The sequence below is a fragment of the Variovorax sp. 3319 genome, assembly GCF_031456585.1.
Classification (GTDB): domain Bacteria; phylum Pseudomonadota; class Gammaproteobacteria; order Burkholderiales; family Burkholderiaceae_C; genus Variovorax; species Variovorax paradoxus_P.
The window spans coordinates 37,085-62,707 of record NZ_JAVDUZ010000001.1; the positions used below are offsets into that span (position 1 = coordinate 37,085).

The window sequence follows — 25,623 nt, forward strand, 5'->3', positions numbered from 1 at the left end:
CCCATGAAGATCGGAAAGTCGACCGTACCGAGCACCGTCATCTGCACCTCGGACGAGCACACCATCGTCGTGCGCGGCCAGGACCTGTGCCAGGAGCTGATCGGGCACCTCTCGTTTGCCGACTATTTCTTTCTGCTGCTCACCGGGCGCCGCCCCGATGCGGCGTGCAGCGCCGTGCTCAACGCCACGCTGGTCGCCATTGCAGAACACGGCCTGGTGCCCAGCGTGCAAGCCAGCCGCATGACCTTTGCGGCGGCGCCCGACGCGCTGCAGGGTGCGGTCGCGGCGGGCATTCTCGGCTGCGGTTCGGTGATTCTCGGCGCCTCCGAAACCGCCGGCCGCCTGTTCATGGACGTGGCGGCGCGCGTGGATGCGGGTGCCGCGCTGGCCGATGCGGCCACGGCAGCCATTACCGAGCTGAAGACCGCTCGCGCTGCCATTCCGGGCTACGGCCACCCGCTGCACAAGGAGCGCGATCCGCGCGTCGACCGGCTGGTCGAAGTGGCCACGCAGGCGGGGGCTGACCTGCGCTACGTGCGCATTGCGCAAGCGCTCGAAGAGGTGATTCCGGGCATCGTCGGCAAGGACCTGCGCATGAACGTTTCCGCGGCCATTCCGGCGGTACTGCTGGGTGTGGGCTTTCCGGTGGCGTCGCTGCGGGGCGTGCCGATTCTTGCGCGCACGGCGGGGCTCATTGCGCACCTGGCGGAAGAAGCCGAAACGCCGAGCGGCTTTGCGCTGTCCTACCAGGCCACGCGCGAGCTCCAGTACAACGGCACCGTGCCCGCGGGCTTCGGAAAACCGGCATGAAGCGCCGCGCAGTCCTGGCCGCGGCAACGCTTGCCGCCACGCTGCTTTCGCAAACGGGCGCATGGGCGCAGCAGGCCGGCGACGCCCGGCCACTCAAGCTGGTCGTGCCCTTTGCAGCCGGCACGTCTACCGACATCGTGGGTCGCGTGCTGGCCGAGGCGCTGGGGCGCCAGCTGTCGCAGGTGGTCATCGTCGACAACAGGCCCGGTGCGGGCGGCGCCATCGGCAGCGAGCTGGTGGCCCGTTCGGGTGCTGACGGGCACACCGTGCTGCTGGGCACCGTGGGCACGCACGCCATCAACGCCTCGCTCTACAAGCGGCTCTCCTACCAGCCGCAGCGCGACTTCGTGCCGCTGGGCTTTGTGGGCGCAACGCCCACGCTGCTGGTGGTGCCGGCTGCGGCGCCCTGGAAGACGGTGGCGGACATGCGGCAGGCCAGCGGCAAGTCGGTGAGCTTTGCATCGGCCGGCAACGGTACCTCGGGGCACCTTGCCGGCGAGCTGCTCAACCTGCGGCTGGGCAAGGACTTCGTGCACGTGCCTTACCGCGACGGCGCACAGGCGCTCACCGAGGTGATGGCGGGCAACGTGCAGTTCATGTTCTATCACCCGGCTGCGGTGCTGCCGCAGGTGCGCGCCGGCAAGCTGCGCGCCCTCGGCGCTTCGAGCGCCAGGCGGAGCACGGCGGCGCCCGATGTGCCCACGCTCACCGAGCAGGGCATACCCGACTTCGACCTGGTCGCGTGGTTCATGTTGTATGCGCCAGCCGACATGCCTGCTGCGCAACGCGACCGGCTGCGCGAAGCAACGCAGGCCGTGCTCGCCCAACCTGCGGTGCGCGACAAGCTGGCAGTGCAGGGCATCGAGCCCATGGCGATGAACGCGGCGGAGATGGCGGTCTTCGGCACGGCCGAGATCGCGAAGTGGGGCGAGGCCGTGCGCCGTTCGGGCGCACAGGTCGATTGAAGAAAAGACAAGAAGCGAAATTACCAAAACACGGGCACGCCGTTGCCCAAGGAGACAAAGAATGCGTTCGACAACCCTCAAGAAGATGCTCGGCCTGGTGCTGGGCATTGCCGGCAGCGTGGCTTCTGGCCTTGCAGGTGCCCAGGCACCTGAATGGCCGAGCAAGCCGATCAGGATCGTGGTGGGCTTTGCGCCCGGCACGCCGCCCGACATCTTTGCGCGCCTGTACGGCGAGTACGCAAGCCGCAAGCTCGGCGTGCCCGTGCTCATCGACAACAAGCCGGGCACGGCCGGCAACCTTGCGTCGGACACGGTCGCCAAGGCGCCGCCTGACGGCTACACCTTTCTCTACAACCTCTCGACGGCGTTCACCATCAACCCGTACATCTACAGCAAGCTCCCGTTCGACCCCGACAAGGACCTGGTGCCGGTTGCAACGACGATGCGCCAGGGCCTTGTGCTCATCGCCAACTCCAAGTTTCCGGCCAAGACCATCAAGGAACTGGTGGCCGCCGCCAAGGAGAAGCCGGGCACCTACTCGCATGCCTCATATGGCGCGGGCAGCCCGTCGCAGCTGATCGTCGAGTCGCTGAAGGACGAGGTGGGCATCAACATGCTGCACGTGCCTTACCGGGCCAGCCCCATCGCAGACCTGGTCGGCGGGCAGGTCGATACGCTGATGGAGCCCATTGCCACGGGCTATCCGCTCATAAGCAGCGGCCGTGTGCAGGCCCTGGCGTACTCGGGCCCCACGCGCCATCCGGCCTTGCCCGACGTGCCCACGTTGTCGGAAGTCATGCCCGGTTTTTCGATGATGTCGTGGCACGGCATCTGGGCGCCCGCTGCCACGCCAGCCGCAGTGCTCAACCGCTTCAACGCGGTGTTCGTCGAAGCCAGCAAGGACCCCGACCTGGCCAAGCGCATCAAGGAGCTCAACAGCGAACCGCTGGGTGTCACGCGCGGCGAGATGAGCGCCATGGTGCGCCGCGACGCCGAGATCTACAGCCGGGTAGTGAAGGCCCGCAACATCCGGGTGGATTGAAGCAGCCGGCCGCCGGCGCGGCTCAATCGACCTTGCGCTCTTCGATGCTGCGCGCCAGAAAGCGCCAGATCCGCTCGTCCTCGCTGAACGCCACGTTGAAGCGCAGCCAGCCGGAGGGGCGGGGGCTCACCAGAAACAGCTGTCCCGGGCCGAGCATGATTCCTTCCGCTGCCGCCAGCCTCGACAACTCGGCGGTATCGGTCAGGTCGGGGTGGCGCGCCCACAGGTACAAGCCCGCGGCGGGCTCGTGAAAAATCTCGAAGCCCTGGGCTTCGAGCCGCCTGGCTACGTTCGAATGCGCCTCGGCCAGCCGCTCGCGCAGCGACTTCAGGTGCTTGCGCCAGCGCCCATCGGTCACGGCGCCGAAGACCAGCCGCTCGGTGATGTCCGAAGAAGTAAGCCCCGAGACCATCTTCAGCTGGGCCAGGTCTTCCATCAGCTCGGGCTGCGCCACCACGTAGCCGACCCGCAGGTTCGGCGAAATCGTCTTGGAGAAACTCCCGACGTACACCACCTGGCGCAATTGGCTCAGGCTTGCGAGCGATGGCCGCGACGAGGCGTCCATGTCGGCGTAGATGTCGTTCTCGACCAGCACGAACTGGTGCTCTTGCGCAAGCTGCAGCAGCCGCACCAGCTGCGGCATCGATGCGAGCGAGCAGGTGGGGCTTTGCAGCCGCGGCTGCGTGAAGAAGGCCTTGGGCCGGTGCAGCGCCAGCAGCGCCTCCAGCGCGGGCAGGTCGTAGCCGGTGGGCGTGCGCGGCACGCCGATGATGTTCACCCCCAAAAAGCGCAGCATGAACATCAGGTTGGGATAGCCGGGGTCGTCCACCAGCACTTCGTCGCCCGGTTTCAGCAGCTGGCGCGCCACCAGGTCGAGCGCCTGGCTGGAGCCCTGGGTGAGCAGCACCTGGCCTGCCTCGACCGCAATCTGCCTTTCGCACAGCGAATCGGCCACCGCCATGCGCAGCGCCATGTGGCCGAACGGCAGGCCGTAGCCGCCGATGTCCGTGCCGCCGGCCGCGAGGCTCCGCAGGCTGCGGCGCATGCCGTCCTCGAACAGCCAGTCGTGCGGCAGCCATCCGCAGCCCGGCTTGAGCGGCAGGTTGCGGTTTTCGAATATCTGCCGCAAGTACCAGCGCGCATCGAAGCGCGGGTCGGGCTGGGCGGCGGCGGCTCCGCTGCCGGCGGGGTTGTCGTCGCTTCGCCGCTTGACGAAGAAGCCCGCATTGGCGCGCGACACCAATAGCCCCTGCGCCACCAGCCGGTCGTAGGCCTCGACCACCGTGAAAACGCTCACGCCATGGGTCGCGGCAAAGGCGCGGATCGACGGCAGCTTGCTGTCCGCCTTGAGTTTCTGGGCGCCGATCAGCCCGCGAAGCCCTTCCACGATCTGACTCACGAGCGGAGTCGGCTGTTCGGGATGAAGAATGAGCATCGGAGGGGGCCCGGCAGGCCGAATCTGCACCATATTGAGGAAAGTATGTACAGGATACAAGACCAGCACAGTCCGCCGATCCGCGGCCCGGGGTGTACATGGTCAGGCCCGGATGCGAAACCTAAAGTGCCAGCATCTTCTTTCAGGCACAGGTCGTATCCATGCAGCGCGAACCCCATCTCACCAATGCCGCCCTCATGGCCCGCCGCGGCGCGGCCGTGGCCCGCGGCGTTGGCCAGGCCCATGAAATCTTCGTCAGCCGGGCGGCCAACGCCGAGGTCTGGGACGTCGAAGGGCGCCGCTACATCGACTTTGCGGGCGGCATTGCGGTGCTCAACACCGGCCACTGCCACCCGGAAATCAGCGCGGCGGTCAAGGCGCAGGTCGACCTGTATTCGCACACCTGCTTCCAGGTGCTGGCCTACGAACCCTATGTAGAGTTGGCCGAGCGGCTGAACGCGCTGGCGCCGGGCCGGTTTGCGAAGAAGTCGATCTTCCTGAGCACGGGCGCCGAGGCGGTCGAGAACGCGGTGAAGATCGCCCGCGCCTATACCAGGCGGCCAGGTGTCATCGCCTTTACCGGCGGCTACCACGGCCGCACGATGATGACGCTGGGCCTCACCGGCAAGGTGGCGCCCTACAAGGTGGGCTTCGGGCCGTTTCCGGGCGAGGTGTTCCATGCGCTTTACCCGAACGCGCTGCACGGCGTGAGCGTGGACGACGCCCTGCATTCGGTCGAGCTGCTGTTCAAGAACGACATCGAGCCCGAGCGCGTGGCGGCTTTCATCCTGGAGCCGGTGCAGGGGGAGGGCGGCTTCTACGTTGCGCCAAACGACTTTGTCGAAGGCCTGCGCGCGCTGGCAGACCGCCACGGCATCCTGGTCATTGCCGACGAAGTGCAGACCGGTGCCGGCCGCACCGGCACCTGGTTTGCCAGCGAGCAGTGGCCCGTGGCGCCCGACCTGATCACCACCGCCAAGTCGATGGCGGGCGGCTTTCCTATTTCCGGCGTGGTGGGCCGCGCCGAGGTCATGGACGCGCCCGCTCCCGGCGGGCTGGGCGGCACCTACGCTGGCAGCCCCATCGGCTGCGCCGCGGCGCTGGCGGTGCTCAAGGTGTTCGACGACGAGCAACTGCTGGCGCGCAGCAGGGCGCTGGGCGAACGGCTCACTGCGGCTTTGCGCCGCATGGCGGCCGAGGTGCCGGCCATCGGCGACGTGCGGGGCCTTGGCGCGATGGTGGCCATCGAGCTGTTCGAAGAGGGCGATACCGCGCGCCCCGACGCGGCGCTCACCCGCCGGGTGGTGGCCGAAGCGGCGCGGCGCGGGTTAATCCTGCTGTCATGCGGCACCTACGGCAATGTAATTCGCGTGCTGGTGCCGTTGACGGCATCCGACTTGCTTGTGGACGAAGGCCTGTCGCTTCTCGCGGACAGCTTTGCCGCACTGCGCTGATCGGTCCCTTTTCTCTTGAACACCTCCATGACAGCAGAACCCCTGGTGCGTTTCCAGCGCGTTCAGAAAACCTACGATGGCGAGCACCTCGTGGTGCGCCAGCTCGACCTGGACATTCACCGCGGCGAGTTCCTGAGCCTGCTCGGCCCGTCGGGCTCGGGCAAGACCACCACGCTGATGATGCTGGCGGGTTTCGAGTCGCCGACCTCCGGTGAAATCCTGCTGAATGGCAAGCCGATTACAGGCACGCCGCCGCACAAGCGGCACTTCGGCATGGTGTTCCAGAACTACGCGCTCTTTCCGCACCTGAGCGTGGGGCAGAACGTGGCCTATCCGCTCACCGTGCGCAAAGTGCCGAAAGACGAGCAGCAGCGCCGCGTGCAGCGCGCGCTCGACATGGTGCAGCTGCGCGGCATGACCGACCGGCTCCCGGGCCAGCTTTCGGGCGGCCAGCAGCAGCGCGTGGCGCTGGCGCGCGCGCTGGTGTTCGAACCGCAGCTGGTGTTGATGGACGAGCCGCTGGGCGCGCTCGACAAGCAGCTGCGCGAGCACATGCAGATCGAGCTGAAAGACCTGCACCGCCAACTGGGCGTGACCTTCGTCTATGTGACGCACGACCAGAGCGAGGCGCTCACCATGAGCGACCGCGTCGCGGTGTTCAACGAAGGCGTCATCCAGCAGCTGGACACGGTCGACCGGCTGTATGAAAAGCCCTCCAACCGTTTCGTGGCCGGCTTCGTCGGCGACAACACGGTGCTCAAGGGGCAACTGAGCCGCGCCGGCGAACACGCCGAAATGACGCTGCCAGACGGCCGCGTGCTGAGCGGCCTCAACGTGGGCGCAGCCGCTGCCGGCAGTGCCGTGGAGACGTGCATTCGCCCCGAGCGCGTGGTGCTGCACCGCAACAGCGAGGTGTCGGGCCCCAACATGCTGCAGGCCGAGGTGGCGCGCGTCATCTACTTTGGCGACCACCTGCGGCTGCTCTGCAACGTGGGCGGCGGGCAGGCCGAAGCCACAGTGAAGCTGCCGCTCACCGGCCTCAACGGCGTGGCCGCACCGCAAGGCGGCGAGTCGGTGTCGCTCGAATTTCCGGTTGCGCATGCGCGCATGTATGCACTCTGACGTGCGCTCCGAATCCCGTTCCGTTTCTCGCTCCCGTTCATCACCCAGGACCAAAACCACCATGAAAAAGACACTCCTCGCCTGCACCGTCGTTGCCAGCTTCGCGCTGCCGGCGCTTGCCCAGCAGCAGCTCACCGTCGTCAACTTCGGTGGCGCCAACGCCAACGCACAAAAGAAGGCGTACTACGAGCCCTACGAGAAGGCCGGCACCAAGATCATTCCGGTCGAATACAACGGCGAGCAGGCCAAGATCAAGGCCATGGTCGAAACCAAGAAGGTCACCTGGGACGTGGTCGAAGTCGAATCGCCCGATGCGGCGCGCGGCTGCGACGAAGGCCTGTTCGAAAAGCTCGACTACTCGAAGATCGGCAACAAGGCCGACTTTCTTCCGGCTGCGGTCACCGACTGCGGCGTGGGCCTCTTCGTGTGGTCGACCGTCATGGCCTACAACGGCGAAAAGCTCAAGACCGCGCCCACCAGCTGGGCCGACTTCTGGGACGTGAAGAAGATCCCGGGCAAGCGCGGCATGCGCAAGGGTGCGCGCTACAACCTCGAGTTCGCGCTCATGGCCGACGGCGTGAAGCCGGCCGACGTGTACAAGGTGCTGGCCACCAAGGACGGTGCGGACCGCGCATTCAAGAAGCTCGGCGAACTGAAGCCGAACATCCAGTGGTGGGAAGCTGGCGCCCAGCCGCCGCAGTTCCTGGTGGCCGGCGACGTGGTGCTCACCACCGTGTACAACGGCCGCATCGACGCTGCCAACCGCGAGGGCCGCGACCTCAAGATCTTCTGGCCGGGTGGCATCTACGACCTGGACTACCTGGTGATTCCGAAGGGTGCACCCAACAAGGAAGCCTCGCTGAAATACATCCAGTTTGCGATGCAGCCGGCCAACCAGTCGGTCTATGCGCAGAACATCGCCTACGGCCCCACCAACACCAAGGCACTGGCTTCGCTCAGCCCCAAGGTGCTGGCCGACCTGCCCACCTCGGCCAACAACGCGAAGGATGCGCTGCAGTTCAATGTCGCCTTCTGGGCCGACCAGGGCGAGGCGCTCGAGAAGCGCTTCGCATCCTGGGCCACCCAGTAACCGCCAGGCGAGCGAACGAAAGAGGCCATGCACGCGGCAACGACTGTCCCCCTGGTTCCGGCGGAGGCGCCGCCCGTTTCGCTGCGGCGTGCGCTGGCCCGCGCCGAGGCGCGCCGCAAGTGGCGGGCCTTTGCGCTCACGGCGCCGCTCCTGGTGTTCCTGCTGCTGACGCTGCTGGTGCCTATCGTCGCGCTGTTGCAGCGCGCAGTCGAGAACCCCGAAGTGGCCAACGCGCTGCCGCGCACCGTGCGTGCGCTCGACGGATGGAACCGCAAGGAGGCGCCCGCGCCCGCGGCCTACGCCGCCATGGCGGCCGACCTGGGGCAGTTGCCCGACAGCTCCGATGCGGGCGCCCTGGCGCGCCGCCTCAATACTGAAATTGCCGGCGCCCGCTCGCTGGTAATGAGCACCTTCAGGGCGCTGCCGATTGCCGGCACGCCCGAAGAGGTCAAGGCGCGCATGCTGGAGCTCGATCCGCGCTGGGGCGAGGCGCCGTATTGGCAGGCCATTGCAAAGAACGGCTCGCGCTGGACGCCCGACTACCTGCTGGCCTCGCTCGACCTGCGGCGCAATGTGGCAGGCGAGGTAGAGCGCATGCCCGACGACCAGCGCGCCTTCGCCAACATTCTTCTGCGCACCTTTCATATCAGCGCCGTGGTTACGCTTTTCTGCCTGCTGCTGGCCTATCCGCTGGCGTGGTGGCTGTCGACCTTGCCCGCGCGCAAGGCCAATGTGCTGATGATCCTGGTGCTGGTGCCGTTCTGGACATCCATCCTGGTGCGGGTGGCGGCGTGGATCGTGCTGCTGCAATCCGAAGGCCTGGTGAACCGCGGCCTCATGGGCATCGGCCTGATCGACCATCCGCTGGCGTTGCTGTTCAACCGCACCGGCGTGATCATCGCCATGGTGCACATCCTGCTGCCGTTCATGATCTTGCCGCTCTACAGCGTAATGAAGAGCGTGCCGCCCACCTACCTGCGCGCGGCGGTGTCGCTGGGCAGCTCTCCACTGGCGGCGTTCTTTCGCGTGTATGTACCGCAGACCTATCCCGGCATAGGCGCAGGTGCGCTGCTGGTCTTCATCCTGGCCATCGGCTATTACGTAACTCCGGCGCTGCTCGGCGGCGCGGACGACCAGATGCTGAGCTACTACATCGCTCGCTACACCAATGTGGAAATCAACTGGGGCATGGCATGTGCACTGGGGGCCGTGCTGCTCATTGCCACGCTGGTGCTGTATGCCGTGTACCGCCGCATCGGCAAGGCCGAGCTGAGCCTTGGCTGAACGGCACGAAGGACACACACGCATGTTCAAGCTTCCTCAATTTCCGGCCTACGCCACCTTTGCCGACAAGCTCGGCTGGTGGCTGGTGCGCGCCGGCTGTGTCGCCGTGCTGGCTTTTCTGCTGGCGCCCATCCTGGTCGTGATTCCGCTGTCTTTTTCGGACAGTTCGTTCCTGGCCTATCCGATCCGCGGCTGGTCGCTGCAGTGGTACCGCAACCTGTTCGAATCGCCCGAGTGGGCACGCGCGGCGCGCAACAGCTTCATCGTGGCGCCCGCTGCCACGGCCCTGGCGACCGTGCTCGGAACCCTGGCGGCAGTGGGCCTGTCGCGGACCAACTTCGCGTTCAAGGGCCTGCTCATGAGCGTGCTGATCTCGCCGATGGTGGTGCCCATCGTGGTGGTGGGCGTGGCCGCGTACCTTTACTTCGCGCCCATCGGGCTGGCCGACACCTACTTCGGGCTGATCGTGGTGCATGCGGCACTTGGCGCGCCGTTTGTGCTGACCACCGTGCTTGCCACGCTGGCGGGCTTCAACCACAACCTGGTGCGCGCATCGCTGAGCTTGGGCGAAACGCCTTTCAGGACTTTCATGCGCATCACGCTGCCGGTGATTGCGCCGGGTGTGATTTCGGGCGCGCTGTTTGCCTTTGCCACTTCGTTCGATGAGGTGGTGGTTACGCTGTTTCTTGCGGGGCCGGACCAGGTGACGTTGCCGCGCCAGATGTTCACCGGCATCCGCGAGAACATCTCGCCGACGATTGCGGCGGTTGCAACGCTGCTGATCATCTTCACCACCACGCTGCTGCTCGCGCTCGAATGGCTGCGCGGCCGGCAGCGCTGAGGCCAGGCTCCCATGACCGAAGCAGCACCCAACCAGCCGCTCGGCGGCAACAGCATGCCGCGCTTTGCGGGGCCGGGCACGATGATGCGACTGCCGCCGGCAATGTCGGCAGAGGGGCTCGATGCGGCGTTCATCGGCGTGCCGCTCGACATCGGCACCTCCAACCGGCCGGGCGCACGCTTCGGACCGCGCCAGATCCGCGCCGAATCGGCGCTGCTGCGGCCCTACAACATGGCCACAGGCGCGGCGCCATTCGACAAGCTGAATGTGGCCGACCTGGGCGACGTGCCCATCAACACCTATTCGCTCGAAAAGTCGGTCGACATCGTCTCGGCCTTCTACGACTCGGTGCTGGCGGCCGGTTGCGCGCCGCTCACGCTCGGCGGCGACCACACCATTGCGCTGCCCATCCTGCGTGCGGTCGCGCGCAAGCACGGTCCGGTCGCGCTGGTGCATGTGGATGCGCATGCCGACGTCAACGACGAGATGTTCGGCGAGCGTATCGCGCACGGCACGCCGTTCAGACGCGCGGTAGAAGAAGGGCTGCTGGCCTGCGACAAGGTCTGGCAAATAGGCCTTCGCGGCACCGGCTATGCGGCCGACGATTTCGACTGGCCGCGCCAGCAGGGCTTTACCGTGGTGCAGGCGCACGAGGTCTGGTACCAATCGCTGGCCCCGCTCATGGCGCAGGTGCGCGAGCGCGTCGGGCCGACGCACCCGGTCTACATCAGCTTCGACATCGACGGCATCGATCCTTCGTTTGCCGGCGGTACGGGCACGCCGGAGATTGGCGGGCTCACGGTGCCGCAGGCACTGGAGATCGTGCGCGGGTGCCGGGGGTTGAACGTGGTTGGGGCCGATCTGGTAGAGGTGAGCCCGCCTTACGACGTCAGCGGGAATACTGCGCTGTTGGGGGCTAATCTTCTTTACGAGATGTTGTGTGTGCTGCCTGGGGTGCCTTATCGGTGAGTTGTCTTTCGGGTCGTTGTTTTTCAGGGCGGGTGCACAGGCCACCGGGTGCACTTCGGCACGCTGCTGGTGCGCCGCTCTGGAGAACAGCAGCGTCCCCAACAACCTTCTCACTTAAACAGAATCGCCATAAAACTCGAGACCATCGACATGAACACATCTCCCCTCGCATTGCTGAATGACCCGACCCTCCTGAAGACAGACGCGCTGATCGCCGGCGAATGGATTCGAAGCAAGAGCCGTTTCGATGTGAACGACCCGGCCACCGGTCAGAAGCTGGTCGACGTTGCCAACCTCACGCGGGCGGACGCTGCCCAAGCCATTGCCGCGGCCAACAAGGCGCTTGCTGGCTGGCGCGGCAAGACCGGCAAGGAGCGCAGCGTCGTGCTGCGCAAATGGTTCGACCTGCTGGTTGCCAACACCGAAGACCTGGGGCGCCTCATGACCGCGGAGCAGGGCAAGCCTTTTGCAGAGGCCAAGGGAGAGGTTGCCTACGGCGCCAGCTTCATCGAGTGGTTTGCCGAGGAAGCCAAGCGCGTCAACGGAGAGGTGCTGCCGCAGTTCGACAACAACCGGCGCTTGCTGGTGATGAAGCAGGCCATCGGCGTGTGCGCCGCCATCACGCCATGGAATTTTCCGCTGGCCATGATCACGCGCAAGGTGGCGCCGGCGTTGGCCGCGGGTTGCACGGTTGTCATCAAGCCGGCGGAGCTCACGCCGCTTACCGCGCTGGCCGCGGCTGAATTGGCCGTGCGCGCGGGCATTCCGGCGGGCGTGCTCAACGTGCTTACTGCCGACAGCCAGAACAGCATTGCCGTTGGCAAGGAACTGTGCGAGAGCGACGTCGTGCGGCACCTGAGTTTCACCGGTTCCACCGAGGTGGGCCGCATTCTCATGAGCCAGTGCGCGCCCACCGTGAAGAAGCTCTCGCTCGAGCTTGGCGGCAATGCGCCGTTCTTGGTGTTCGACGATGCCGATGTCGATTCGGCTGTCGAGGGTGCGATGGCCAGCAAGTATCGCAACGCGGGCCAGACCTGCGTATGCGCGAACCGGCTGTATGTGCAAGACGGCATCTACGACAGCTTTGTCGAGAAGTTTGCAGCCAAGGTCAAGGCGCTGAAGGTGGGCAACGGCTTTGACGTGGGCGTGGTGCAGGGGCCGCTCATCGAAGATGCGGCTGTTGAAAAAGTGCAGCGGCACGTCGACGACGCGGTTGCCAAGGGCGGCAAGCTGCTGGCCGGCGGCCACAAGATCCAGGGCCAGTTCTTCGAGCCGACGGTCATCGCCGAAGCTACGGCGGACATGCTGTGCGCGAAGGAAGAAACATTCGGTCCGTTTGCGCCGGTGTTCCGCTTCAAGACCGAGCAGGAGGCCATCGACGCAGCCAACAACACCGAGTTTGGCCTGGCGAGCTACTTCTATACGCGCGACGTGGGGCGCATTTTTCGCGTGGCGGAGGCGCTGGAGTACGGCATGGTCGGCATCAATGCCGGCGTGATCGCCACCGAGCATGTGCCCTTCGGCGGGGTGAAGCAGTCGGGCCTTGGGCGCGAGGGTTCGCACCATGGCATGGACGACTACGTCGAGATCAAGTATCTCTGCCTGGGCGACATCCAGAAGTAGCAGACGAGAAGAAAACCTTCGCGACCGGCAACGCGCAGGCCGCGCGCGCCGGTCGGAAGGCGGGCCTTTACTTGGCCTTGGTGTCGAGGCGCTTCTGCATTGCGGCAGCGCGTTCGCTCGACGGCGGGTGCGAGCTCAGGATCGAGCTGCCCGAACTGCCGCTGCTGAGTGCAGCCAGCTTCTGGAAGCTGCTCACCAGGCCCTTGCGCTCCAGCTTGCGTTCCGTGAGCAGGTCGAACGAGTAGTTGTCGGCCGCGCTCTCTTGCGATTGCGAGAACTGGGCGTTGATGAACTTCTCGCCCAGGTCACCGGCTTGCGATTGCGACAGTTGGCCCACGACGCCGCCGGCTGCGCTGGCAAGGCCGCGAACGGCCGAGGCTGCGTAGGCGGTTTGCATGCGCGCCTTCGAATGGCCCAGTGCCACGTGGCCGATTTCGTGGCCGATGACGCCGCGCAGCTCGTCGTCGTTCATCAGGTCCATCAGGCCGCTGTACACGCGGATGCAGCCGTTGGCCATGGCCCAGGCGTTCACATCCTTGGTCAGGTAGACCTTGTAGTTGGCCGTCTTGCCGTTCACGCTGTTGGGCATGGCGCGCACCACCTGGTTCAGACGCGTGGTGTAGCGGCTGTTGGCGGGTGCGACTTCGTTCTTCTGGTCCATTGCGGCGCAGGACTGGTCGGACATCGTTGCAATGTCCGCGTCGGTCAGCGACATGGCCTTGTAGGCAGAGCCGCCGACTTGCGCGAGGGCGCCGGTGTCTCCACCCTTCATGGCTCCGCAACCCGCGAGGGCGGCAGCCATGATGACGGAAACGGCGATTGGTAGTTTGAGATGGTGCATTGGAGCTCCCCTTCTTATGAATATTAAAAGTCAGTGCATCAAGCTGGCCGCGCTGCATCGCCTGACATTGCATCGGCGCGCTGCGCGGCAGCGGGCGCCATCATAGGTGAGCAAAAGCGCTTCAAGCCATTGCTTTTTTGCCGGATCGCTTCGTGTAATTCTTTCGTTGGACGGCCCGCGAACCGAAGCCCGCACCGGGCTTGTTGGTGTTGTATCGACCACTACAATGCCCGCATGTACCGGGTCCGCCTGCTCGTTCTTTGGATCATGATGATCGCCGTGCCCTTCCAGGGTTACGCAGCGGTTGCCATGGTCTTTTGCGGACCGGACCATGGCGGTACGCCCGCGGCTGCAACGGCCGCGGCCGAGCACTCGCATGCTGACGGGCACGCGGACCATCGCCATGCCAAAGCCGAGGGCGAAGCAAAGCAATCCGCAGATAGTGGCGCCGGCAAGACCGCCAGCGCCGAGCCTGACGCAATGCACAAGTGCAGCACTTGCGGTACCTGCGGCGCCTGCCACGGCACCGCACTGATCGGCACGCTTGAATTTCCGGTGCTCCACGGGCTGCCTCGCGCAGACCTGGCGGAGCCACCTTTCGCGATGGCCACGCTCGCGCCTCGCGTTCTCGACAAACCTCCTCGCTCCTGACGCGTTCGTGCCTGCTCGTCCGTGACTTGCTCACGGGCGGCTGCGAACGCCCATGCATCGCTGCGCCGCGCCTTTTCGGGCCGCTTTGGCGCACTCCGTTCATGACCAACAAGTTGCGAGGACTCCATGTTCCACCCATTGCCGGCCCGTTGGCTGGCTGTAATTCCTGCCGTGGCCGCGCTTGCCGCCATGGCGCAGCCCGCGCCGGAGGCAGCGCCCGCTGCGGCGCCCACTGTCCTGACATACAAGTCGGCGCTGGAGGGCTACCGTTCCTTTACTGACGAAAAGCCCATTCCGTGGAAAGAGGCCAACGAGACCGTGCACCAGCGTGGCGGTTGGCGGGCCTACGCCAAGGAGGCGGCAGGTAGCGGCACCGGCAAGGCCGAAACCGCCAAAGGCCGGCCGGATGCGCCTGCCGCGCACCAGGGCCACACGATGCCCATGCCCCCGAAGAAGGAGCAGCAGCCATGAAGCGCGCCTTGTTGCGGCTGACTGGTGCTGCATTCGCGACCGCGTTGCTGGCGGGCTGCGCTTCGGTCGGCATCGACGATGCGCTGGAGCAGACGAACTCTGATGCCCGGCAGTTCACCGGCGGCAAGCTCGAACTCAGCCGCACGCAAGAACAGCGGGACCGCCGCTCGGCGCTCGCGCAGGAGTTGCTGTCCAAGCCGCTTTCGCAAACCGATGCGGTGCAGCTTGCGCTGGCCAACAGCCCTTCGGTGCAGGCGCTGGTCGCGCAGAGCTGGGGCGACATCGCCGCGGCCAACCAGTCGAGCCGGTTGCCCAACCCGGTTTTCACCTTCGAGCGCATGCGCCTGAACAGCGAGCTCGAGCTGGGGCGGCTGCTCTCGTTCGGACTGGTCGATCTCATCCTGCTGCCGCAGCGCCTGTCGATCTCCCGTAGCCAGGCCAGCCAGGCCAGGCTGCAGCTCACCGGTGCGGTGGTCGACCAGGTCACGCAGGTCAGGCAGGCATGGGTGCGCGCCGTGGCGGCGCAGCAGATGCTGCAGTACGCAGAGCAGGTGAACCGCTCGGCCCAGGCCAGCGCAGAGCTTGCGCGCCGCATGCAGCAGATCGGCAACTTCAGCAAGCTGCAGCGCGCGCGCCAGCAGGTCTTCTATGCCGATGCGACCACGCAGCGGGCTTCTGCGCAGCACGCGGCCACGGCCACGCGCGAGGAGCTTGTTCGCGCGCTGGGGCTCGACGATGCGCAGGCCGCAAAGATGGCGCTCCCTGGGCGGCTGCCCGATTTGCCCAAGGCGCCGCGCGAGGCGAAGGAAGTGGCCGCCACCGCTGGCGAGCAACGCCTCGACGTGCAGCTTGCGCGTGCGCAGCTCGACGTGGCGGGCAAGTCGCAGGGTATCAACCTGCTGTCGACCTTCGTCGACGTGGAAGTGGGCGGCCGGCGCGACACGGTCTTCGACAACGCCGAAGGCACCCGAAGCACGCGGCGCGGGTTCGAGCTCGACATGCGGCTGCCGCTGTTCGACTGGGGCTCGGCCCGACGCGATGCCTTGAATGCGCAGTCATTGGCTGCGGCCAACCGCTACGACGCCGCGGTGCGAAACGCCTCGTCGCAATTGCGAGAGGGCTACTCGGCCTATCGCACGGCCTACGACATGGCGCGGCACTACCGCGACGAGATCGTTCCGCTGCGTCAAGCGATGGCCGACGAAAACGTGCTTCGCTACAACGGCATGCTCATCGGAGTTTTCGAGCTGCTGGCCGAGGCACGCGACCAGGTGGCCAGCGTTACCAGCGCCATCAACGCCCAGCAGCAGTTCTGGCTAGCCGATGCCGCCCTGGCGGCTTCGGTGATTGGAAAGCCCACGGCCGTTGGCGACGCCGCAGCCAGCTCGAGCAGCGGGGCCGCCGCTGCAAGCGCCTCTCACTGAGCGCACACGCTCATCAACCCATTGAACGACATGACCAACAGACGCAACTTTCTGGGTGGCGCGGGCGCCATTACCGGCGCCCTGGCCGCTGCGAGCGTGAGCAAGGTGGCAATGGCCGCATTGCCGGAGCCCGTGATCCGCACCACGCCCGACACCATGCCGCCGCTCGCGCCTTCGGGCGGCCGGCCCTACAACCCCGTGGTCACGCTCAACGGCTGGACCCTGCCATGGCGCATGAACAACGGCGTGAAGGAGTTTCACCTGGTCGCCGAGCCCGTGGTGCGCGAGATGGCGCCCGGCTTCAAGGCGAACCTGTGGGGCTACAACGGCCAGTCGCCCGGGCCGACCATCGAGGTGGTCGAAGGCGACCGGGTGCGAATCTTCGTGACCAACAAGCTGCCCGAGCACACCAGCGTGCATTGGCACGGGCAGCGCCTGCCCAACGGCATGGACGGCGTATCGGGCCTGACGCAGCCGCCCATACGCCCGGGCAAGACCTTCGTCTACGAGTTTGTCGCGCGCCGCCCGGGCACCTTCATGTACCACCCGCATGCGGACGAAATGACGCAGATGGCCATGGGCATGATGGGCTTCTGGGTGACGCACCCCAGGACAGAGCATCCGCTGATCGACAAGGTCGACCGCGACTTCGTGTTCTTGCTGAATGCCTACGACGTGGAGCCCGGCAGCGCCACGCCCAGGATCATGACGATGCTGGACTTCAACCTGTGGTCGTGGAACAGCCGCATCTTTCCGGGCATCGACTCGCTCAACGTGAGGCTCAACGACAAGGTGCGCATCCGTATCGGCAACCTGACGATGACCAACCACCCGATGCACCTGCACGGGCACGAATTCCTCGTCACCGGCACCGACGGCGGCCCCACCCCCAAGAGCACGCGCCAATACGAGGTAACCACCGACGTGGCGGTCGGCCAGATGCGGCAGATCGAGTTTGTTGCGGACGAGGAGGGCGACTGGGCCTTTCATTGCCACAAGAGCCATCACACCATGAACGCGATGGGCCACGACGTGCCCACGATGATCGGCCTGGACCACAAGGACGTGGCCAGGCAGATCACAGACCTTGTGCCCGACTACATGGTGATGGGCGAGCGCGGCATGGCCGACATGGCCGAAATGGAGATGCCGATTCCGGACAACACGGCGCCCATGATGACCGGGCAGGGGCCGTTCGGCTCTGTCGAAATGGGCGGCATGTTCAGCGTGGTGAAGGTGCGCAAGAACCAGAAGCCTGGCGACTACAGCAACCCCGGCTGGTTCAAGCACCCCAAGGGCACCGTGGCCTATGAACTGGATGGCCCGCCGCCCGAGCCTGCGCGCCGGCGCGGCGCTGGCGCGGCCGCCATGCCCGCGCAGAACATGCCCGCCAGCAACATCGAAGTACAGGTCCGTAAACCCGGCAAGGCCAGTTCCGGCCATGCAGGGCATTGATTCATCTTGAAAGGAAAACCATGAAACACACGCTTCGCAATATCGCTTTCTCAGCCTTCGCTGTGCTGGCTGCCGCGGACGCCTTGGCGGCCGGCAACCATGCCGGGGGCCACGGGCACGATGCAGATGCAGCCATCGGCAATCCCGGCGTTGCCGCCAAGGCTACGCGCACCATCAACGTCGACATGGCCGACTCGATGCGCTTCACCCCGGCCGACATCACCGTGAAGCAGGGCGAAACGGTCCGGTTCATCGTCAGGAACTCCGGACAGCTGAAGCATGAGCTCGTGCTCGGAACCGAGCAGGAGCTCAAGGAGCACTACGAAGCCATGAAGAAGAACCCCGAGATGGAACATGCCGATGCGAACATGGTGACGCTGGCCGCAGGCAAGACCGGCGAGATCGTCTGGCAGTTCACGAAGGCCGGCAGGGTCGACTTCGGCTGTTTGCAGCCGGGCCACTACGACGCGGGCATGAAGGGCGCCGTAGAGGTTGCCAGGGCCGCCAGGTAAGCAGGGAAGGGAAAAATCCAGATGTCGAACATCCGAACCGCACTCGCGGCATTCGTTGCCGCACTTTCGCTCACCGGCGCAGTGGCCGCCGCAGAACTCGCCGACGGCGAGGTCCGCAAGGTGGACAAGGACAACAAGAAGCTCACCATCAAGCACGGCCCGTTGACGGACCTGGAAATGCCCGGCATGACCATGGTTTTCGGCGTCAAGGACGACGCATTGCTCGACAAGGTGAAGACCGGCGAGAAGATCCGCTTTCAGGCCGAGAAGATCGATGGCAAGTTCGTCGTGACCGCCATCGAACCTGCGCCCTGAGCGGCCGGCTCAACCGGCCATCGAGCGGCACGCTGCCGCGCACTCCCGGCATGCCTTGGCGCATGCCTGGCAGTGCTCGGCCTTGTGCTTGCCGCATTCTTCGCCGCAAGCCTGGCAGATGTCTGCGCACAGGGCGCAAATGGCTTTTGCATGGGTGCTGCCGCGCGCCATGGCGGCCGCGGCAAACTGGCAAGCGGCCGCGCAGTCGATGTCCAGGGCGATGCACCGGGCCATCATGGCGACATCCGTTTCTTTGAGGCACGAGGCGGCGCAGTGGTTGCACGCGGTGGCGCAGCCGTTGCAGGCTTCAATGCATGCGGCATAGGTTTCATGTGGCATTTGCCGACTCCTTCAGGCGTTTGGAAAAATGCTCTTCTCTCGGACGACTTCATGTGTAGGAAGAGCGCCCATGGCGTCGTGAGGCGGCGGCGATGCATGGCTGCCCCAGGGGTGCGCAACTGCTGGCGGCACCCACGCCCGCACCCGCGTTTTTCCTACGCGGCAGATCCGTCCGCCGAAGAGCATTCCGCCTTCGATCGATTCGTTTTTTTCAACGCAGGAATATTTCGCACGAGCACTACCCATGCAGCGACGCCCTGACCATGCCGATGCGACTGGTGCCGCGCAGTTGATCCGCCATCAACGCATTGCCGCAAACGGCATCGGCTTTCACGTGGCGACTTGCGGCCCGGAGGACGGGCCCGCGGTGGTCTTGCTGCACGGCTTTCCGGAGTTCTGGTATGGGTGGCGACAGCAGATGGAGCCGCTTGCAGACGCCGGCCTGCGCGTGATCGTGCCGGACCAGCGCGGGTATGGCGAATCCGACAAGCCCGCGGGTGTCGGCGCCTATGCGCTCGACACGCTGGCCGATGATGTGTGCGCCATATGCAGCCAGCTGGGCCACGAGCGCTTTGCGGTCGTGGGGCACGACTGGGGCGGCATCGTTGCATGGCATCTCGCCGCGCGGGAGCCGGCGCGGCTGAGCCGCCTTGCGATCCTGAACGCGCCGCATCCGGCCACGTTGGCGAGCTACGCGCTCACCCATCCGATGCAGGCCGTGCGCAGCGCCTACGTCGGCTTTTTCCAGACGCCATGGCTACCCGAGATGGCGTTGAGCGCGAACGACCATGCGCTGCTCGCGCTGGCGCTTACCGGCCGCAGCCCGCCCGGAACCTTCGACGAAGCAGCGCTCTCCAGGTACCGTGAGGCGTGGTCGCGCGAAGGCGCCCTCAGTGCCATGCTCAACTGGTACAGGGCGATGCCGCTGGCGCAACCGCTCGGCAGGCGAATCGAAACTCCGGCGTTGGTCTTGTGGGGCGATGAAGACCCGGCGCTTTCCAGCGGATTGGCCGAAGCGGGTGCGGCACTCTGCGAAACCTGCGAAGTGGTTCACCTGCCGGGCGCAACGCACTGGCTGCAACACGAGATGCCCGGGCAAGTGAATGCATCGCTCATTGCATTTCTTGCCGGGGCCTGAACGATCAGCGCATTGCCGACCCGAGCGTTTGCGCCGCGTCGAGGTGCAAGCGGAGCGTCGGCAGGTTCTTGCTTGCCCAGGCCCTCAGCTCGGGGTCGCGAAGCTCGCGGCCCGCGCGCTCGAACAGCGCAATGTCCGCATGGTGGTCTTCGATGCCCGCGAGCCGGATGTACATGCGGTCGAACTCGCCTGCAGGGGCCGACACCAGTCGGTCCAGCCTGATTCGCTTGTCGCGCGGGAGCACACCGGGAAGCCGCATTCCACGGGCCCGCACCAGGTCCATCAGCTCGTTGTTGGCCAGCGTGTGGTGGTCGATGAGCATCTGCGCATAGCTTCGCACCTGCGGGCTCGCGGCGCGGTACATGGCCAAACGTGCCGCCTGCACTTCATAGCGCCCGTTGCCCGCCGCCGTGGTGATGAACTGCGGGTCTTGAAGGCCGCCCGCGCGTGCCGCGGCCGGCCTCGACGCAGGATCTTCCGGGGCCGCACATCCGGCCGCAAGCGCAGCAGCGCAGGCAAGCATGAGGACGCGCGTAGGGGTTCGAAGCTTTTTCATTGTTCTCCTTGCAGCCCGGCGATGGCCGGACCTCCACCTCGGCGAGGGTAGGCCAATCTATAAGTCCTGCTCGCATTGCCCCGTGTCGGACGCTACCTGCACCTGCGGCATGCCAATCACCTGTAATGCGGCCCGTCTGCGGAAGGGGCCGGCTTTGAATCGGCATTCGAGAGCCGGCGCACCGCTCAACTCATCAATTCCACCGCGTGTACAGTGACATCCCGTGAAATTTTTCACACGAAGTAAGCAGTGCGAACTTTGCATTGCATTTGGATCCGCAGAGCACAGGGGCAGCGATGGAGCTCATTCCACAAGGGCGCTACTTTCACAAGGGGTGGGAGATCGCCTTGTTCTCCCAAAAGACGCTGAGCGGCGGCCAGACTTCTGGCGTGGCCGAGGTGCGAAAGGAGGGCGAGCTTCGCTGCTCGCTGCTTTCCACGGGCGTTTTCGAAAGCCGGAACAACCTGTTCGAAAGCCTCAAGGCGCGTGGCATCCGGTGGATCGACGAACATGAAACCCGGGGAGGCGTCGTCGCCGATCGGGAGGAGTCCGGCTCATGAGCAAAGACCTTGGTTCGCTGCCGCCCTTGACGCCCGAGGTGTTGCGGCACTGCCTCCCGCAGAAGCCCGCGGTGCTCGTTGTGCCGGGGTGGGACGACGACAAGCACGAGCAGTACGACCGCATAGGCGCCGCGCTGCGCGAGCAGGGCTGGTTCATGCGCCGTGTCGATTTCCCGGGCGAACGAAGCCGCGGCGTCTCCCGCGAGAAGATGAACCGGGACCAGAACCTGAAAGAGCTCGTTGCCGCATACGACAGCCTTGTGGAGCAGCGGGCGGTCGAAGGGCGGGCGGTTGCCTTCATCGGGTTCAGCTACGGCGGCTACCTTGGCGCGCTCCTGAGTGCCCAAAGGCCGCTCCAGTGGATGGCGCTGCGCTCACCGGCGCTGTATCGGGACGAGGACTGGTTCGTTCCCAAGGAAGAGCTCGACAAGGACGAGCTCGACCGCTACCGCCGCGGCATTCGGAGCCCCGAAGAAAACGCGGCGCTTGCCGCATGCAAAGCGTTTTCGGGCGACGTCCTGCTGATCGAATCCGAAGACGACGACACGGTGCCGCACCCCGCGGTGAAGAGCTACAAGGAATCGTTTACGAACGCACGGTCATTCGACTACCGCCTTCTCGAAGGAGCGGACCACGAGCTGTCGAGCAAGCAAGCGCAGAGCAGGTTCATCGATGACTTGCTGCGCTGGATGAACCAGGTGACCGGCGGCGCGGCAGCTGCAGTGAGCGACAACGCGCGCGGCGCGGCGTGAGCTTGCACCGGGTATGAGGCGCTGCTGCGCTTCGCTCGCCCTGTCAGGGCTTCTGGCGTTTTAGAAAGCCCGGCGCGTTCTCGCCCTTGCCGGGCTGCGCCTCGTCGTCGGCCAGGTCTTTCGCGTCTTCAGGCGGTTGCGATTCATCCAGCTCGAGGTCGTTTGCGCGCACCTCCGCCTCGAGCGGCAGCTTGCCGGGCGTGAGGGGCGCAGACTCCGACGGCTCGGCGGACGTTTGCTTCCGATTCATGACTGGTGCTCCTGTTGTTCGCCAATGACCATCCTCGTTCGGTGGCCGGCACGGGCAGTCGGACGGAAAGAGCACGCGGTGCAGGACGATTTCCAATGCCAGGCCGCGCGTGCAGAAGAGGGCTTTATTGACCGCATGTCTTACATGCCGCTGCGAGCCAGTGCACAGCAGCGGGCGATGGCGCCGGGCACGCGGGTTGCCTCCTTGCTCTGCATACGGAGTACATCGACATGACCCAACCCTTCAGCGTTGAAGACCTCTACCTGCACCAGAAGGTCCAGGATCTTCACTGCTTGCCCACTCTCGAACTCGCTGCTTGCACGGTTTCGTCGGTCGATCGCGAGAACGACAGCTACATATCGTGCATCTGGACTTTTGCGCCGGACGGCTCGGCCGCCTTGCAGCTCACGCGCGGCCCGGGGCGGGACGAGTCGCCGCGCTGGTCGCCGGACGGTACGCGGCTCGCATTCCTGTCGAACCGCGGCGGCTCGCCCCAGGTGCATCTGATCCGGCGCGACGGCGGCGAGGCATGGCAGCTGGGCGGCTTTCCGCAGAGCGTTTCCAACCTGCGCTGGGCGCCTGACGGCAGGTCGCTGGTGGTTGCAGCCGCGGTAAAGACCGAACCCGACCTGCGCGGCGCGCGTGCCAACGGCAAACAGCCCGAAGCGCGCAAATGCGCGCCGGAAGTCGCATGGCGGCTTCCCTACAAAGAAGACGGCGTGGGCTATCTGCTGCAGCGCGAGTTCCACCTGTTCCGGCTCGACGTGGCGAGCGGGCGGCACACGCAACTTACTGACGGCGCGTTCGATGTGCTCGCCTTCGACGTGTCGCCGGACGGCCGGCGCATCGCCTTCGCACGCACGCGGGAGGGGCGCTTTGCGCATTGCAACGACCTCTGGGTTTGCGACGCCGACGGCAGCAACGCCCGGCGCCTGACGCACGAGCACGCCATAGTGATGCAGCCTTGCTGGTCGCCGGACGGACGCCGCATCGCCTTTACGGGGGCACGCGAAGAGGGCGATGCGGAACCGCAGCTCTGGATTGCCGAAGCGGACTCCGCAAAGGTGCGTGCCGTTTGCGAGGCCACGGTGGATGTTGCCGACCCCGGTTCGGTTCAATGGACATCCGACGGCAGATCCCTGGTGTTCACGCGGGCCCATCGTGGGCGGCACCAGATCGTCGCGCTCGATGTGGAAAGCGAAACACTGCGGGTGCTCGCCGGCGGAGACCGGCAACTGGGGGCCTTCGGCTGCACGGCTCGGCACTTTGTCTACAGCGTGGACCATCCGTCGCTGCCCAGCGAGGTGTGGGCGCGGCCGCGCGGCGAAGAAGAAGGTGGCACCGGCGAGCCCGGCCCGGAGCGCCAGTTGAGCCGCCTGAACCCCTGGTGGCAAGACCGCGCCGCCATTGAGGCGCGCGCAATGGAGTTCGAGGTGCCCGACGGCATGGGCGGCACCGAGCGAATCGAGGGCTGGCTGCTTCGCGCCTGCGGCAGCACGCAGCCCCAGCCGTTGTTGAACGATGTGCACGGCGGGCCGGCAAGCTATGCGTTGCTCGACTTCGATACCAACGTCTTCTGGCAGGTGCTGTGCGCCAAAGGCTGGGCGGTCCTTGCGCTGAACGCGGTGGGCTCGGCCAGCTATGGCCGCGAATTCTGCCGGCGGCTCGCGGGGCACTGGGGCACGCGCGATCTCCCACAGCACCTCGCGGCAATAGAGCAACTGCGTGCCGCCGGTGTGTCGGACGGGCGGGTAGCCGTTTCGGGCAAGTCGTACGGCGGCTATCTGAGCGGTTATGCCACCGGCAATTCCGACGCATTCGCCGCCGCCGTGGTGATGGCGCCCGTAGGCAACATCGAAACCCACTACGGCACCTCTGACGGCGGCTACTACGCCGACCCGTTCTACATGGGCAGTTCACCCGTGTTCGACCGCAAGCTGGCCGGCAGGCTGTCTCCGCTCCAGCACATTGAAAAATCGGCAACCCCCACGCTCTTCATGCAGGGCAAGGACGACGAACGCTGCCCCAAGTGCCAGTCGGAAGAGCTGTTCGTGTCTCTTGCGCGTGCGGGCGACACGCCGACGGAACTGGTGCTCTACCCGGGCGAGACGCACGGCTTTCTGGGCAGCGGCGCACCCTCGTGCCGGGAAGACGCGGCAAAGCGGATCGTCGAATGGGTTGTCCGCTACGCCGGGCCTCGCAACACGCCGCAGCCCGCTCGGGCCAGGGCGCAAGAGACGGAGGAAGAGAGTCTTCGATGAGAGTTTTCCTTGCGGAAGACGATGCCGCCATGCGCGAGCATCTTGGACAGGTCCTGCGGCCCATCGCGGGAGTGGAGATCGTGTTCGCTGCCGCGACCGAGCAGGAGGCCATCGACTGGCTCGATGCGCACCCGCGGGACTGGGACCTGGCGCTGATCGACCTTTTCCTGGCGCGCGGGCACGGCTTCAACATCTTGCGGCGATGCACCGTGCGTTCGCCGCGCCAGCGGGTGGCCCTGATGTCGAACTATGCGCGGGAGCCTGTGCGGGAACGCGCCGCCCAAGTGGGCGCCGACGCGTTTTTCGACAAGACGACCGAGATGGATTCGCTCATCGACTTCTGCATTGCGGCGAGCAGGTCGCTCTGCCGCGACGCCGGGGGCAAAGACGCACACGCGCGGTAACACACCCCGGCAATAGACAGGGGGATTCAACCTACATCAGCGTGGCGCACATGCCGAGTCTGGAGGGCGTGGGGCTCTGCAACATGGAAGTCGTTTTCCATTCTTTCCGCCCACTTTCCCAGAAGGAGCCCCACGCATGTTCTCTCACAACAAGCGACTGCAATACACCGTGCGCGTCAGCGAGACCAATCCCGCCCTTGCCAACCTTTTGCTCGAACAGTTCGGCGGCCCGCAGGGCGAGCTGGCGGCCGCCTGCCGCTACTTCACGCAGGCCGTCGGCGAGGACGACCCGGGCCGCAAGGACATGCTGTTCGACATTGCCACTGAAGAGTTGAGCCACCTGGAAGTCATCGGCACCATCGTCGCCATGCTCAACAAGGGCGCAAAGGGCCGCCTGGCCGAAGGGGTGGACGCCGAGGCGGAGGCCTTTCGCAGCATTACCGGCGCCGGCAACGACAGCCACATCACGCAGGTGCTCTACGGAGGCGGCCCCGCACTGGTCAATTCCGCCGGCGTGCCGTGGACGGCCGCCTACATCGACACCATCGGCGAGCCCACGGCCGACCTGCGCTCCAACATCGCGGCGGAAGCGCGCGCCAAGATCGTCTACGAACGGCTCATCAACCTGACCGACGATCCCGGCGTGAAGGAGGCGCTGGGCTTCTTGATGACGCGCGAGATTGCGCACCAGAAGTCGTTCGAGAAGGCGCTCTACGCAATCCAGCCCAACTTTCCGCCCGGCAAGCTGCCCGGCATGCCCGAGTTCACGAAGGTCTACTTCGACATGTCCAAGGGCGGCGAAGTTCGCGGGCCGTGGAACCAGGGCGAGAAATGGGACTACGTGAGCAAGCCCGAAGACCAGATGGCGGTGGACGGCGGCTCCGGCGAGCCCACCGTGCAGCTCACCGCAGAAGACCAGGCAGCGGTGGAAGCAATGGCCACACGCACTGCGTCGGACCCGACCGGCAATCCTCCGACCGGTGCCGAGCTGGGCATGTCCGACGACGCCATCCTCGACGAGCTGGCCACTGAGCTGGGCAAGCCGAAGGTTTGACCAAG

General features: G+C 65.8%; 27 protein-coding genes. 22 read left to right on the top strand and 5 right to left on the bottom strand.

The genetic code is table 11. The annotated features are described in order from the left end of the window. The first annotated feature begins 3 nt into the window (after positions 1 to 3). From J2X67_RS00205 to J2X67_RS00215, 3 genes are all read left to right on the top strand, one after another. Positions 4 to 810, top strand: coding sequence for a citryl-CoA lyase (locus tag J2X67_RS00205; RefSeq protein ID WP_309949454.1), 807 nt, complete (start codon positions 4 to 6; stop codon positions 808 to 810). After that, positions 807 to 1,775 carry a tripartite tricarboxylate transporter substrate binding protein gene (locus J2X67_RS00210; protein WP_309949456.1) on the top strand — a complete coding sequence of 323 codons (969 nt, stop codon included), beginning with the start codon at positions 807 to 809 and terminating at the stop codon, positions 1,773 to 1,775. The genes J2X67_RS00205 and J2X67_RS00210 overlap by 4 nt, the downstream gene beginning before the upstream one ends. Positions 1,776 to 1,836: 61 nt before the next feature. Continuing rightward, a complete protein-coding gene (locus J2X67_RS00215; protein WP_309949458.1) occupies positions 1,837 to 2,817 on the top strand; it encodes a tripartite tricarboxylate transporter substrate binding protein in 981 nt (326 codons plus the stop codon). Between the two features lie 22 nt (positions 2,818 to 2,839). Here the strand turns inward: J2X67_RS00215 and J2X67_RS00220 are convergent, their stop codons facing one another. Further along, complete coding sequence (locus J2X67_RS00220; protein WP_309949459.1) at positions 2,840 to 4,252, bottom strand: PLP-dependent aminotransferase family protein; 1,413 nt, start codon at positions 4,250 to 4,252, stop codon at positions 2,840 to 2,842. Between the two features lie 161 nt (positions 4,253 to 4,413). On the opposite strand from J2X67_RS00220, the gene gabT reads away from it, so the two are divergent. The 7 genes from gabT to J2X67_RS00255 all read left to right on the top strand — a co-directional run bounded on the left by gabT (position 4,414) and on the right by J2X67_RS00255 (position 12,635). Next, positions 4,414 to 5,706 (top strand): 4-aminobutyrate--2-oxoglutarate transaminase, encoded by a 1,293-nt coding sequence (gene gabT / locus J2X67_RS00225; protein WP_309949460.1) that lies wholly within the window; start codon positions 4,414 to 4,416, stop codon positions 5,704 to 5,706. Positions 5,707 to 5,733: 27 nt separating this feature from the next. Beyond that, positions 5,734 to 6,828 carry an ABC transporter ATP-binding protein gene (locus J2X67_RS00230; protein WP_309949462.1) on the top strand — a complete coding sequence of 365 codons (1,095 nt, stop codon included), beginning with the start codon at positions 5,734 to 5,736 and terminating at the stop codon, positions 6,826 to 6,828. 61 nt (positions 6,829 to 6,889) lie between these two features. Then, positions 6,890 to 7,918 carry an ABC transporter substrate-binding protein gene (locus J2X67_RS00235; protein WP_309949464.1) on the top strand — a complete coding sequence of 343 codons (1,029 nt, stop codon included), beginning with the start codon at positions 6,890 to 6,892 and terminating at the stop codon, positions 7,916 to 7,918. Positions 7,919 to 7,945: 27 nt separating this feature from the next. After that, positions 7,946 to 9,202: an ABC transporter permease gene (locus J2X67_RS00240; RefSeq protein WP_309949466.1), complete on the top strand. Its 1,257-nt coding sequence runs from the start codon at positions 7,946 to 7,948 to the stop codon at positions 9,200 to 9,202. A 22-nt stretch (positions 9,203 to 9,224) separates the two neighbouring features. After that, positions 9,225 to 10,043: an ABC transporter permease gene (locus J2X67_RS00245; RefSeq protein WP_309949467.1), complete on the top strand. Its 819-nt coding sequence runs from the start codon at positions 9,225 to 9,227 to the stop codon at positions 10,041 to 10,043. Between the two features lie 12 nt (positions 10,044 to 10,055). Beyond that, positions 10,056 to 11,012 carry an agmatinase gene (gene speB, locus J2X67_RS00250; RefSeq protein ID WP_309949469.1) on the top strand — a complete coding sequence of 319 codons (957 nt, stop codon included), beginning with the start codon at positions 10,056 to 10,058 and terminating at the stop codon, positions 11,010 to 11,012. A gap of 144 nt (positions 11,013 to 11,156) precedes the next feature. Further along, the gene (locus tag J2X67_RS00255; RefSeq protein WP_309950802.1) at positions 11,157 to 12,635 is read left to right on the top strand and encodes an NAD-dependent succinate-semialdehyde dehydrogenase; all 1,479 of its coding nucleotides are present in this window, start codon (positions 11,157 to 11,159) and stop codon (positions 12,633 to 12,635) included. A gap of 67 nt (positions 12,636 to 12,702) precedes the next feature. Here J2X67_RS00255 and J2X67_RS00260 read toward each other — a convergent pair whose 3' ends face one another. Beyond that, on the bottom strand, positions 12,703 to 13,437 hold the full coding sequence (locus tag J2X67_RS00260) for a M48 family metalloprotease (RefSeq protein WP_409050450.1): 735 nt from the start codon (positions 13,435 to 13,437) through the stop codon (positions 12,703 to 12,705). Between the two features lie 273 nt (positions 13,438 to 13,710). Here J2X67_RS00260 and J2X67_RS00265 point away from each other — a divergent pair, with 273 nt between their 5' ends. The 6 genes from J2X67_RS00265 to J2X67_RS00290 all read left to right on the top strand — a co-directional run bounded on the left by J2X67_RS00265 (position 13,711) and on the right by J2X67_RS00290 (position 18,304). Further along, a complete protein-coding gene (locus J2X67_RS00265; protein WP_309949472.1) occupies positions 13,711 to 14,127 on the top strand; it encodes a hypothetical protein in 417 nt (138 codons plus the stop codon). A 126-nt stretch (positions 14,128 to 14,253) separates the two neighbouring features. Next, positions 14,254 to 14,598: a hypothetical protein gene (locus J2X67_RS00270; protein ID WP_309949473.1), complete on the top strand. Its 345-nt coding sequence runs from the start codon at positions 14,254 to 14,256 to the stop codon at positions 14,596 to 14,598. Continuing rightward, positions 14,595 to 16,022, top strand: a complete 1,428-nt coding sequence (locus J2X67_RS00275) for a TolC family protein (RefSeq protein ID WP_309949474.1) — start codon at positions 14,595 to 14,597, stop codon at positions 16,020 to 16,022. Before J2X67_RS00270 ends, J2X67_RS00275 begins: the two co-directional genes overlap by 4 nt. 30 nt (positions 16,023 to 16,052) lie before the next feature. Further along, entirely contained in the window at positions 16,053 to 17,477 is a 1,425-nt protein-coding gene (locus J2X67_RS00280) for a copper oxidase (protein ID WP_309949475.1), read from the top strand. 20 nt (positions 17,478 to 17,497) lie between these two features. Further along, positions 17,498 to 17,989 (top strand): cupredoxin family protein, encoded by a 492-nt coding sequence (locus J2X67_RS00285; RefSeq protein ID WP_309949476.1) that lies wholly within the window; start codon positions 17,498 to 17,500, stop codon positions 17,987 to 17,989. A gap of 21 nt (positions 17,990 to 18,010) precedes the next feature. Beyond that, positions 18,011 to 18,304, top strand: a complete 294-nt coding sequence (locus J2X67_RS00290) for a copper-binding protein (RefSeq protein ID WP_309949478.1) — start codon at positions 18,011 to 18,013, stop codon at positions 18,302 to 18,304. 9 nt (positions 18,305 to 18,313) lie between these two features. Here the strand turns inward: J2X67_RS00290 and J2X67_RS00295 are convergent, their stop codons facing one another. Then, entirely contained in the window at positions 18,314 to 18,643 is a 330-nt protein-coding gene (locus J2X67_RS00295) for a four-helix bundle copper-binding protein (protein ID WP_309949480.1), read from the bottom strand. A 244-nt stretch (positions 18,644 to 18,887) separates the two neighbouring features. On the opposite strand from J2X67_RS00295, the gene J2X67_RS00300 reads away from it, so the two are divergent. Further along, entirely contained in the window at positions 18,888 to 19,781 is an 894-nt protein-coding gene (locus J2X67_RS00300) for an alpha/beta hydrolase (protein WP_309949482.1), read from the top strand. 4 nt (positions 19,782 to 19,785) lie between these two features. Here the strand turns inward: J2X67_RS00300 and J2X67_RS00305 are convergent, their stop codons facing one another. Next, positions 19,786 to 20,337, bottom strand: a complete 552-nt coding sequence (locus J2X67_RS00305; RefSeq protein ID WP_309949484.1) for a DUF4142 domain-containing protein — start codon at positions 20,335 to 20,337, stop codon at positions 19,786 to 19,788. Positions 20,338 to 20,633: 296 nt separating this feature from the next. Here J2X67_RS00305 and J2X67_RS00310 point away from each other — a divergent pair, with 296 nt between their 5' ends. Together J2X67_RS00310 and J2X67_RS00315 are read left to right on the top strand one after the other, a co-directional pair. Next, entirely contained in the window at positions 20,634 to 20,897 is a 264-nt protein-coding gene (locus J2X67_RS00310; RefSeq protein WP_309949486.1) for a hypothetical protein, read from the top strand. Further along, a complete protein-coding gene (locus J2X67_RS00315; RefSeq protein ID WP_309949487.1) occupies positions 20,894 to 21,649 on the top strand; it encodes an alpha/beta fold hydrolase in 756 nt (251 codons plus the stop codon). The genes J2X67_RS00310 and J2X67_RS00315 overlap by 4 nt, the downstream gene beginning before the upstream one ends. Before the next feature lie 43 nt (positions 21,650 to 21,692). Here J2X67_RS00315 and J2X67_RS00320 read toward each other — a convergent pair whose 3' ends face one another. Continuing rightward, positions 21,693 to 21,899, bottom strand: coding sequence for a hypothetical protein (locus J2X67_RS00320; protein WP_309949489.1), 207 nt, complete (start codon positions 21,897 to 21,899; stop codon positions 21,693 to 21,695). A 230-nt stretch (positions 21,900 to 22,129) separates the two neighbouring features. Between J2X67_RS00320 and J2X67_RS00325 the strand changes: the two genes are divergently transcribed. The 3 genes from J2X67_RS00325 to J2X67_RS00335 all read left to right on the top strand — a co-directional run bounded on the left by J2X67_RS00325 (position 22,130) and on the right by J2X67_RS00335 (position 25,618). After that, positions 22,130 to 24,160: a S9 family peptidase gene (locus tag J2X67_RS00325; protein WP_309949490.1), complete on the top strand. Its 2,031-nt coding sequence runs from the start codon at positions 22,130 to 22,132 to the stop codon at positions 24,158 to 24,160. Then, positions 24,157 to 24,564 carry a response regulator gene (locus tag J2X67_RS00330; RefSeq protein ID WP_309949491.1) on the top strand — a complete coding sequence of 136 codons (408 nt, stop codon included), beginning with the start codon at positions 24,157 to 24,159 and terminating at the stop codon, positions 24,562 to 24,564. The genes J2X67_RS00325 and J2X67_RS00330 overlap by 4 nt, the downstream gene beginning before the upstream one ends. A gap of 136 nt (positions 24,565 to 24,700) precedes the next feature. Further along, positions 24,701 to 25,618, top strand: coding sequence for a manganese catalase family protein (locus tag J2X67_RS00335; RefSeq protein ID WP_309949493.1), 918 nt, complete (start codon positions 24,701 to 24,703; stop codon positions 25,616 to 25,618). Positions 25,619 to 25,623: the final 5 nt, after the last annotated feature.

Excerpts from the sequence above, each read along its gene's own strand:
- J2X67_RS00235 (WP_309949464.1), top strand. The coding sequence starts at position 6,890 with ATGAAAAAGACACTCCTCGCCTGCACCGTCGTTGCCAGCTTCGCGCTG.
- J2X67_RS00215 (WP_309949458.1), top strand. The coding sequence starts at position 1,837 with ATGCGTTCGACAACCCTCAAGAAGATGCTCGGCCTGGTGCTGGGCATT.
- J2X67_RS00245 (WP_309949467.1), top strand. The coding sequence starts at position 9,225 with ATGTTCAAGCTTCCTCAATTTCCGGCCTACGCCACCTTTGCCGACAAG.
- J2X67_RS00275 (WP_309949474.1), top strand. The coding sequence starts at position 14,595 with ATGAAGCGCGCCTTGTTGCGGCTGACTGGTGCTGCATTCGCGACCGCG.
- J2X67_RS00295 (WP_309949480.1), bottom strand. The coding sequence starts at position 18,643 with ATGCCACATGAAACCTATGCCGCATGCATTGAAGCCTGCAACGGCTGC.
- J2X67_RS00300 (WP_309949482.1), top strand. The coding sequence starts at position 18,888 with ATGCAGCGACGCCCTGACCATGCCGATGCGACTGGTGCCGCGCAGTTG.
- J2X67_RS00210 (WP_309949456.1), top strand. The coding sequence starts at position 807 with ATGAAGCGCCGCGCAGTCCTGGCCGCGGCAACGCTTGCCGCCACGCTG.
- J2X67_RS00310 (WP_309949486.1), top strand. The coding sequence starts at position 20,634 with ATGGAGCTCATTCCACAAGGGCGCTACTTTCACAAGGGGTGGGAGATC.
- J2X67_RS00280 (WP_309949475.1), top strand. The coding sequence starts at position 16,053 with ATGACCAACAGACGCAACTTTCTGGGTGGCGCGGGCGCCATTACCGGC.
- J2X67_RS00290 (WP_309949478.1), top strand. The coding sequence starts at position 18,011 with ATGTCGAACATCCGAACCGCACTCGCGGCATTCGTTGCCGCACTTTCG.
- J2X67_RS00335 (WP_309949493.1), top strand. The coding sequence starts at position 24,701 with ATGTTCTCTCACAACAAGCGACTGCAATACACCGTGCGCGTCAGCGAG.
- J2X67_RS00260 (WP_409050450.1), bottom strand. The coding sequence starts at position 13,437 with ATGGCTGCCGCCCTCGCGGGTTGCGGAGCCATGAAGGGTGGAGACACC.
- gabT (WP_309949460.1), top strand. The coding sequence starts at position 4,414 with ATGCAGCGCGAACCCCATCTCACCAATGCCGCCCTCATGGCCCGCCGC.
- J2X67_RS00325 (WP_309949490.1), top strand. The coding sequence starts at position 22,130 with ATGACCCAACCCTTCAGCGTTGAAGACCTCTACCTGCACCAGAAGGTC.
- J2X67_RS00205 (WP_309949454.1), top strand. The coding sequence starts at position 4 with ATGAAGATCGGAAAGTCGACCGTACCGAGCACCGTCATCTGCACCTCG.
- J2X67_RS00240 (WP_309949466.1), top strand. The coding sequence starts at position 7,946 with ATGCACGCGGCAACGACTGTCCCCCTGGTTCCGGCGGAGGCGCCGCCC.
- J2X67_RS00315 (WP_309949487.1), top strand. The coding sequence starts at position 20,894 with ATGAGCAAAGACCTTGGTTCGCTGCCGCCCTTGACGCCCGAGGTGTTG.
- J2X67_RS00220 (WP_309949459.1), bottom strand. The coding sequence starts at position 4,252 with ATGCTCATTCTTCATCCCGAACAGCCGACTCCGCTCGTGAGTCAGATC.
- J2X67_RS00320 (WP_309949489.1), bottom strand. The coding sequence starts at position 21,899 with ATGAATCGGAAGCAAACGTCCGCCGAGCCGTCGGAGTCTGCGCCCCTC.
- J2X67_RS00285 (WP_309949476.1), top strand. The coding sequence starts at position 17,498 with ATGAAACACACGCTTCGCAATATCGCTTTCTCAGCCTTCGCTGTGCTG.
- J2X67_RS00265 (WP_309949472.1), top strand. The coding sequence starts at position 13,711 with ATGTACCGGGTCCGCCTGCTCGTTCTTTGGATCATGATGATCGCCGTG.
- J2X67_RS00330 (WP_309949491.1), top strand. The coding sequence starts at position 24,157 with ATGAGAGTTTTCCTTGCGGAAGACGATGCCGCCATGCGCGAGCATCTT.
- J2X67_RS00230 (WP_309949462.1), top strand. The coding sequence starts at position 5,734 with ATGACAGCAGAACCCCTGGTGCGTTTCCAGCGCGTTCAGAAAACCTAC.
- J2X67_RS00270 (WP_309949473.1), top strand. The coding sequence starts at position 14,254 with ATGTTCCACCCATTGCCGGCCCGTTGGCTGGCTGTAATTCCTGCCGTG.
- speB (WP_309949469.1), top strand. The coding sequence starts at position 10,056 with ATGACCGAAGCAGCACCCAACCAGCCGCTCGGCGGCAACAGCATGCCG.
- J2X67_RS00305 (WP_309949484.1), bottom strand. The coding sequence starts at position 20,337 with ATGAAAAAGCTTCGAACCCCTACGCGCGTCCTCATGCTTGCCTGCGCT.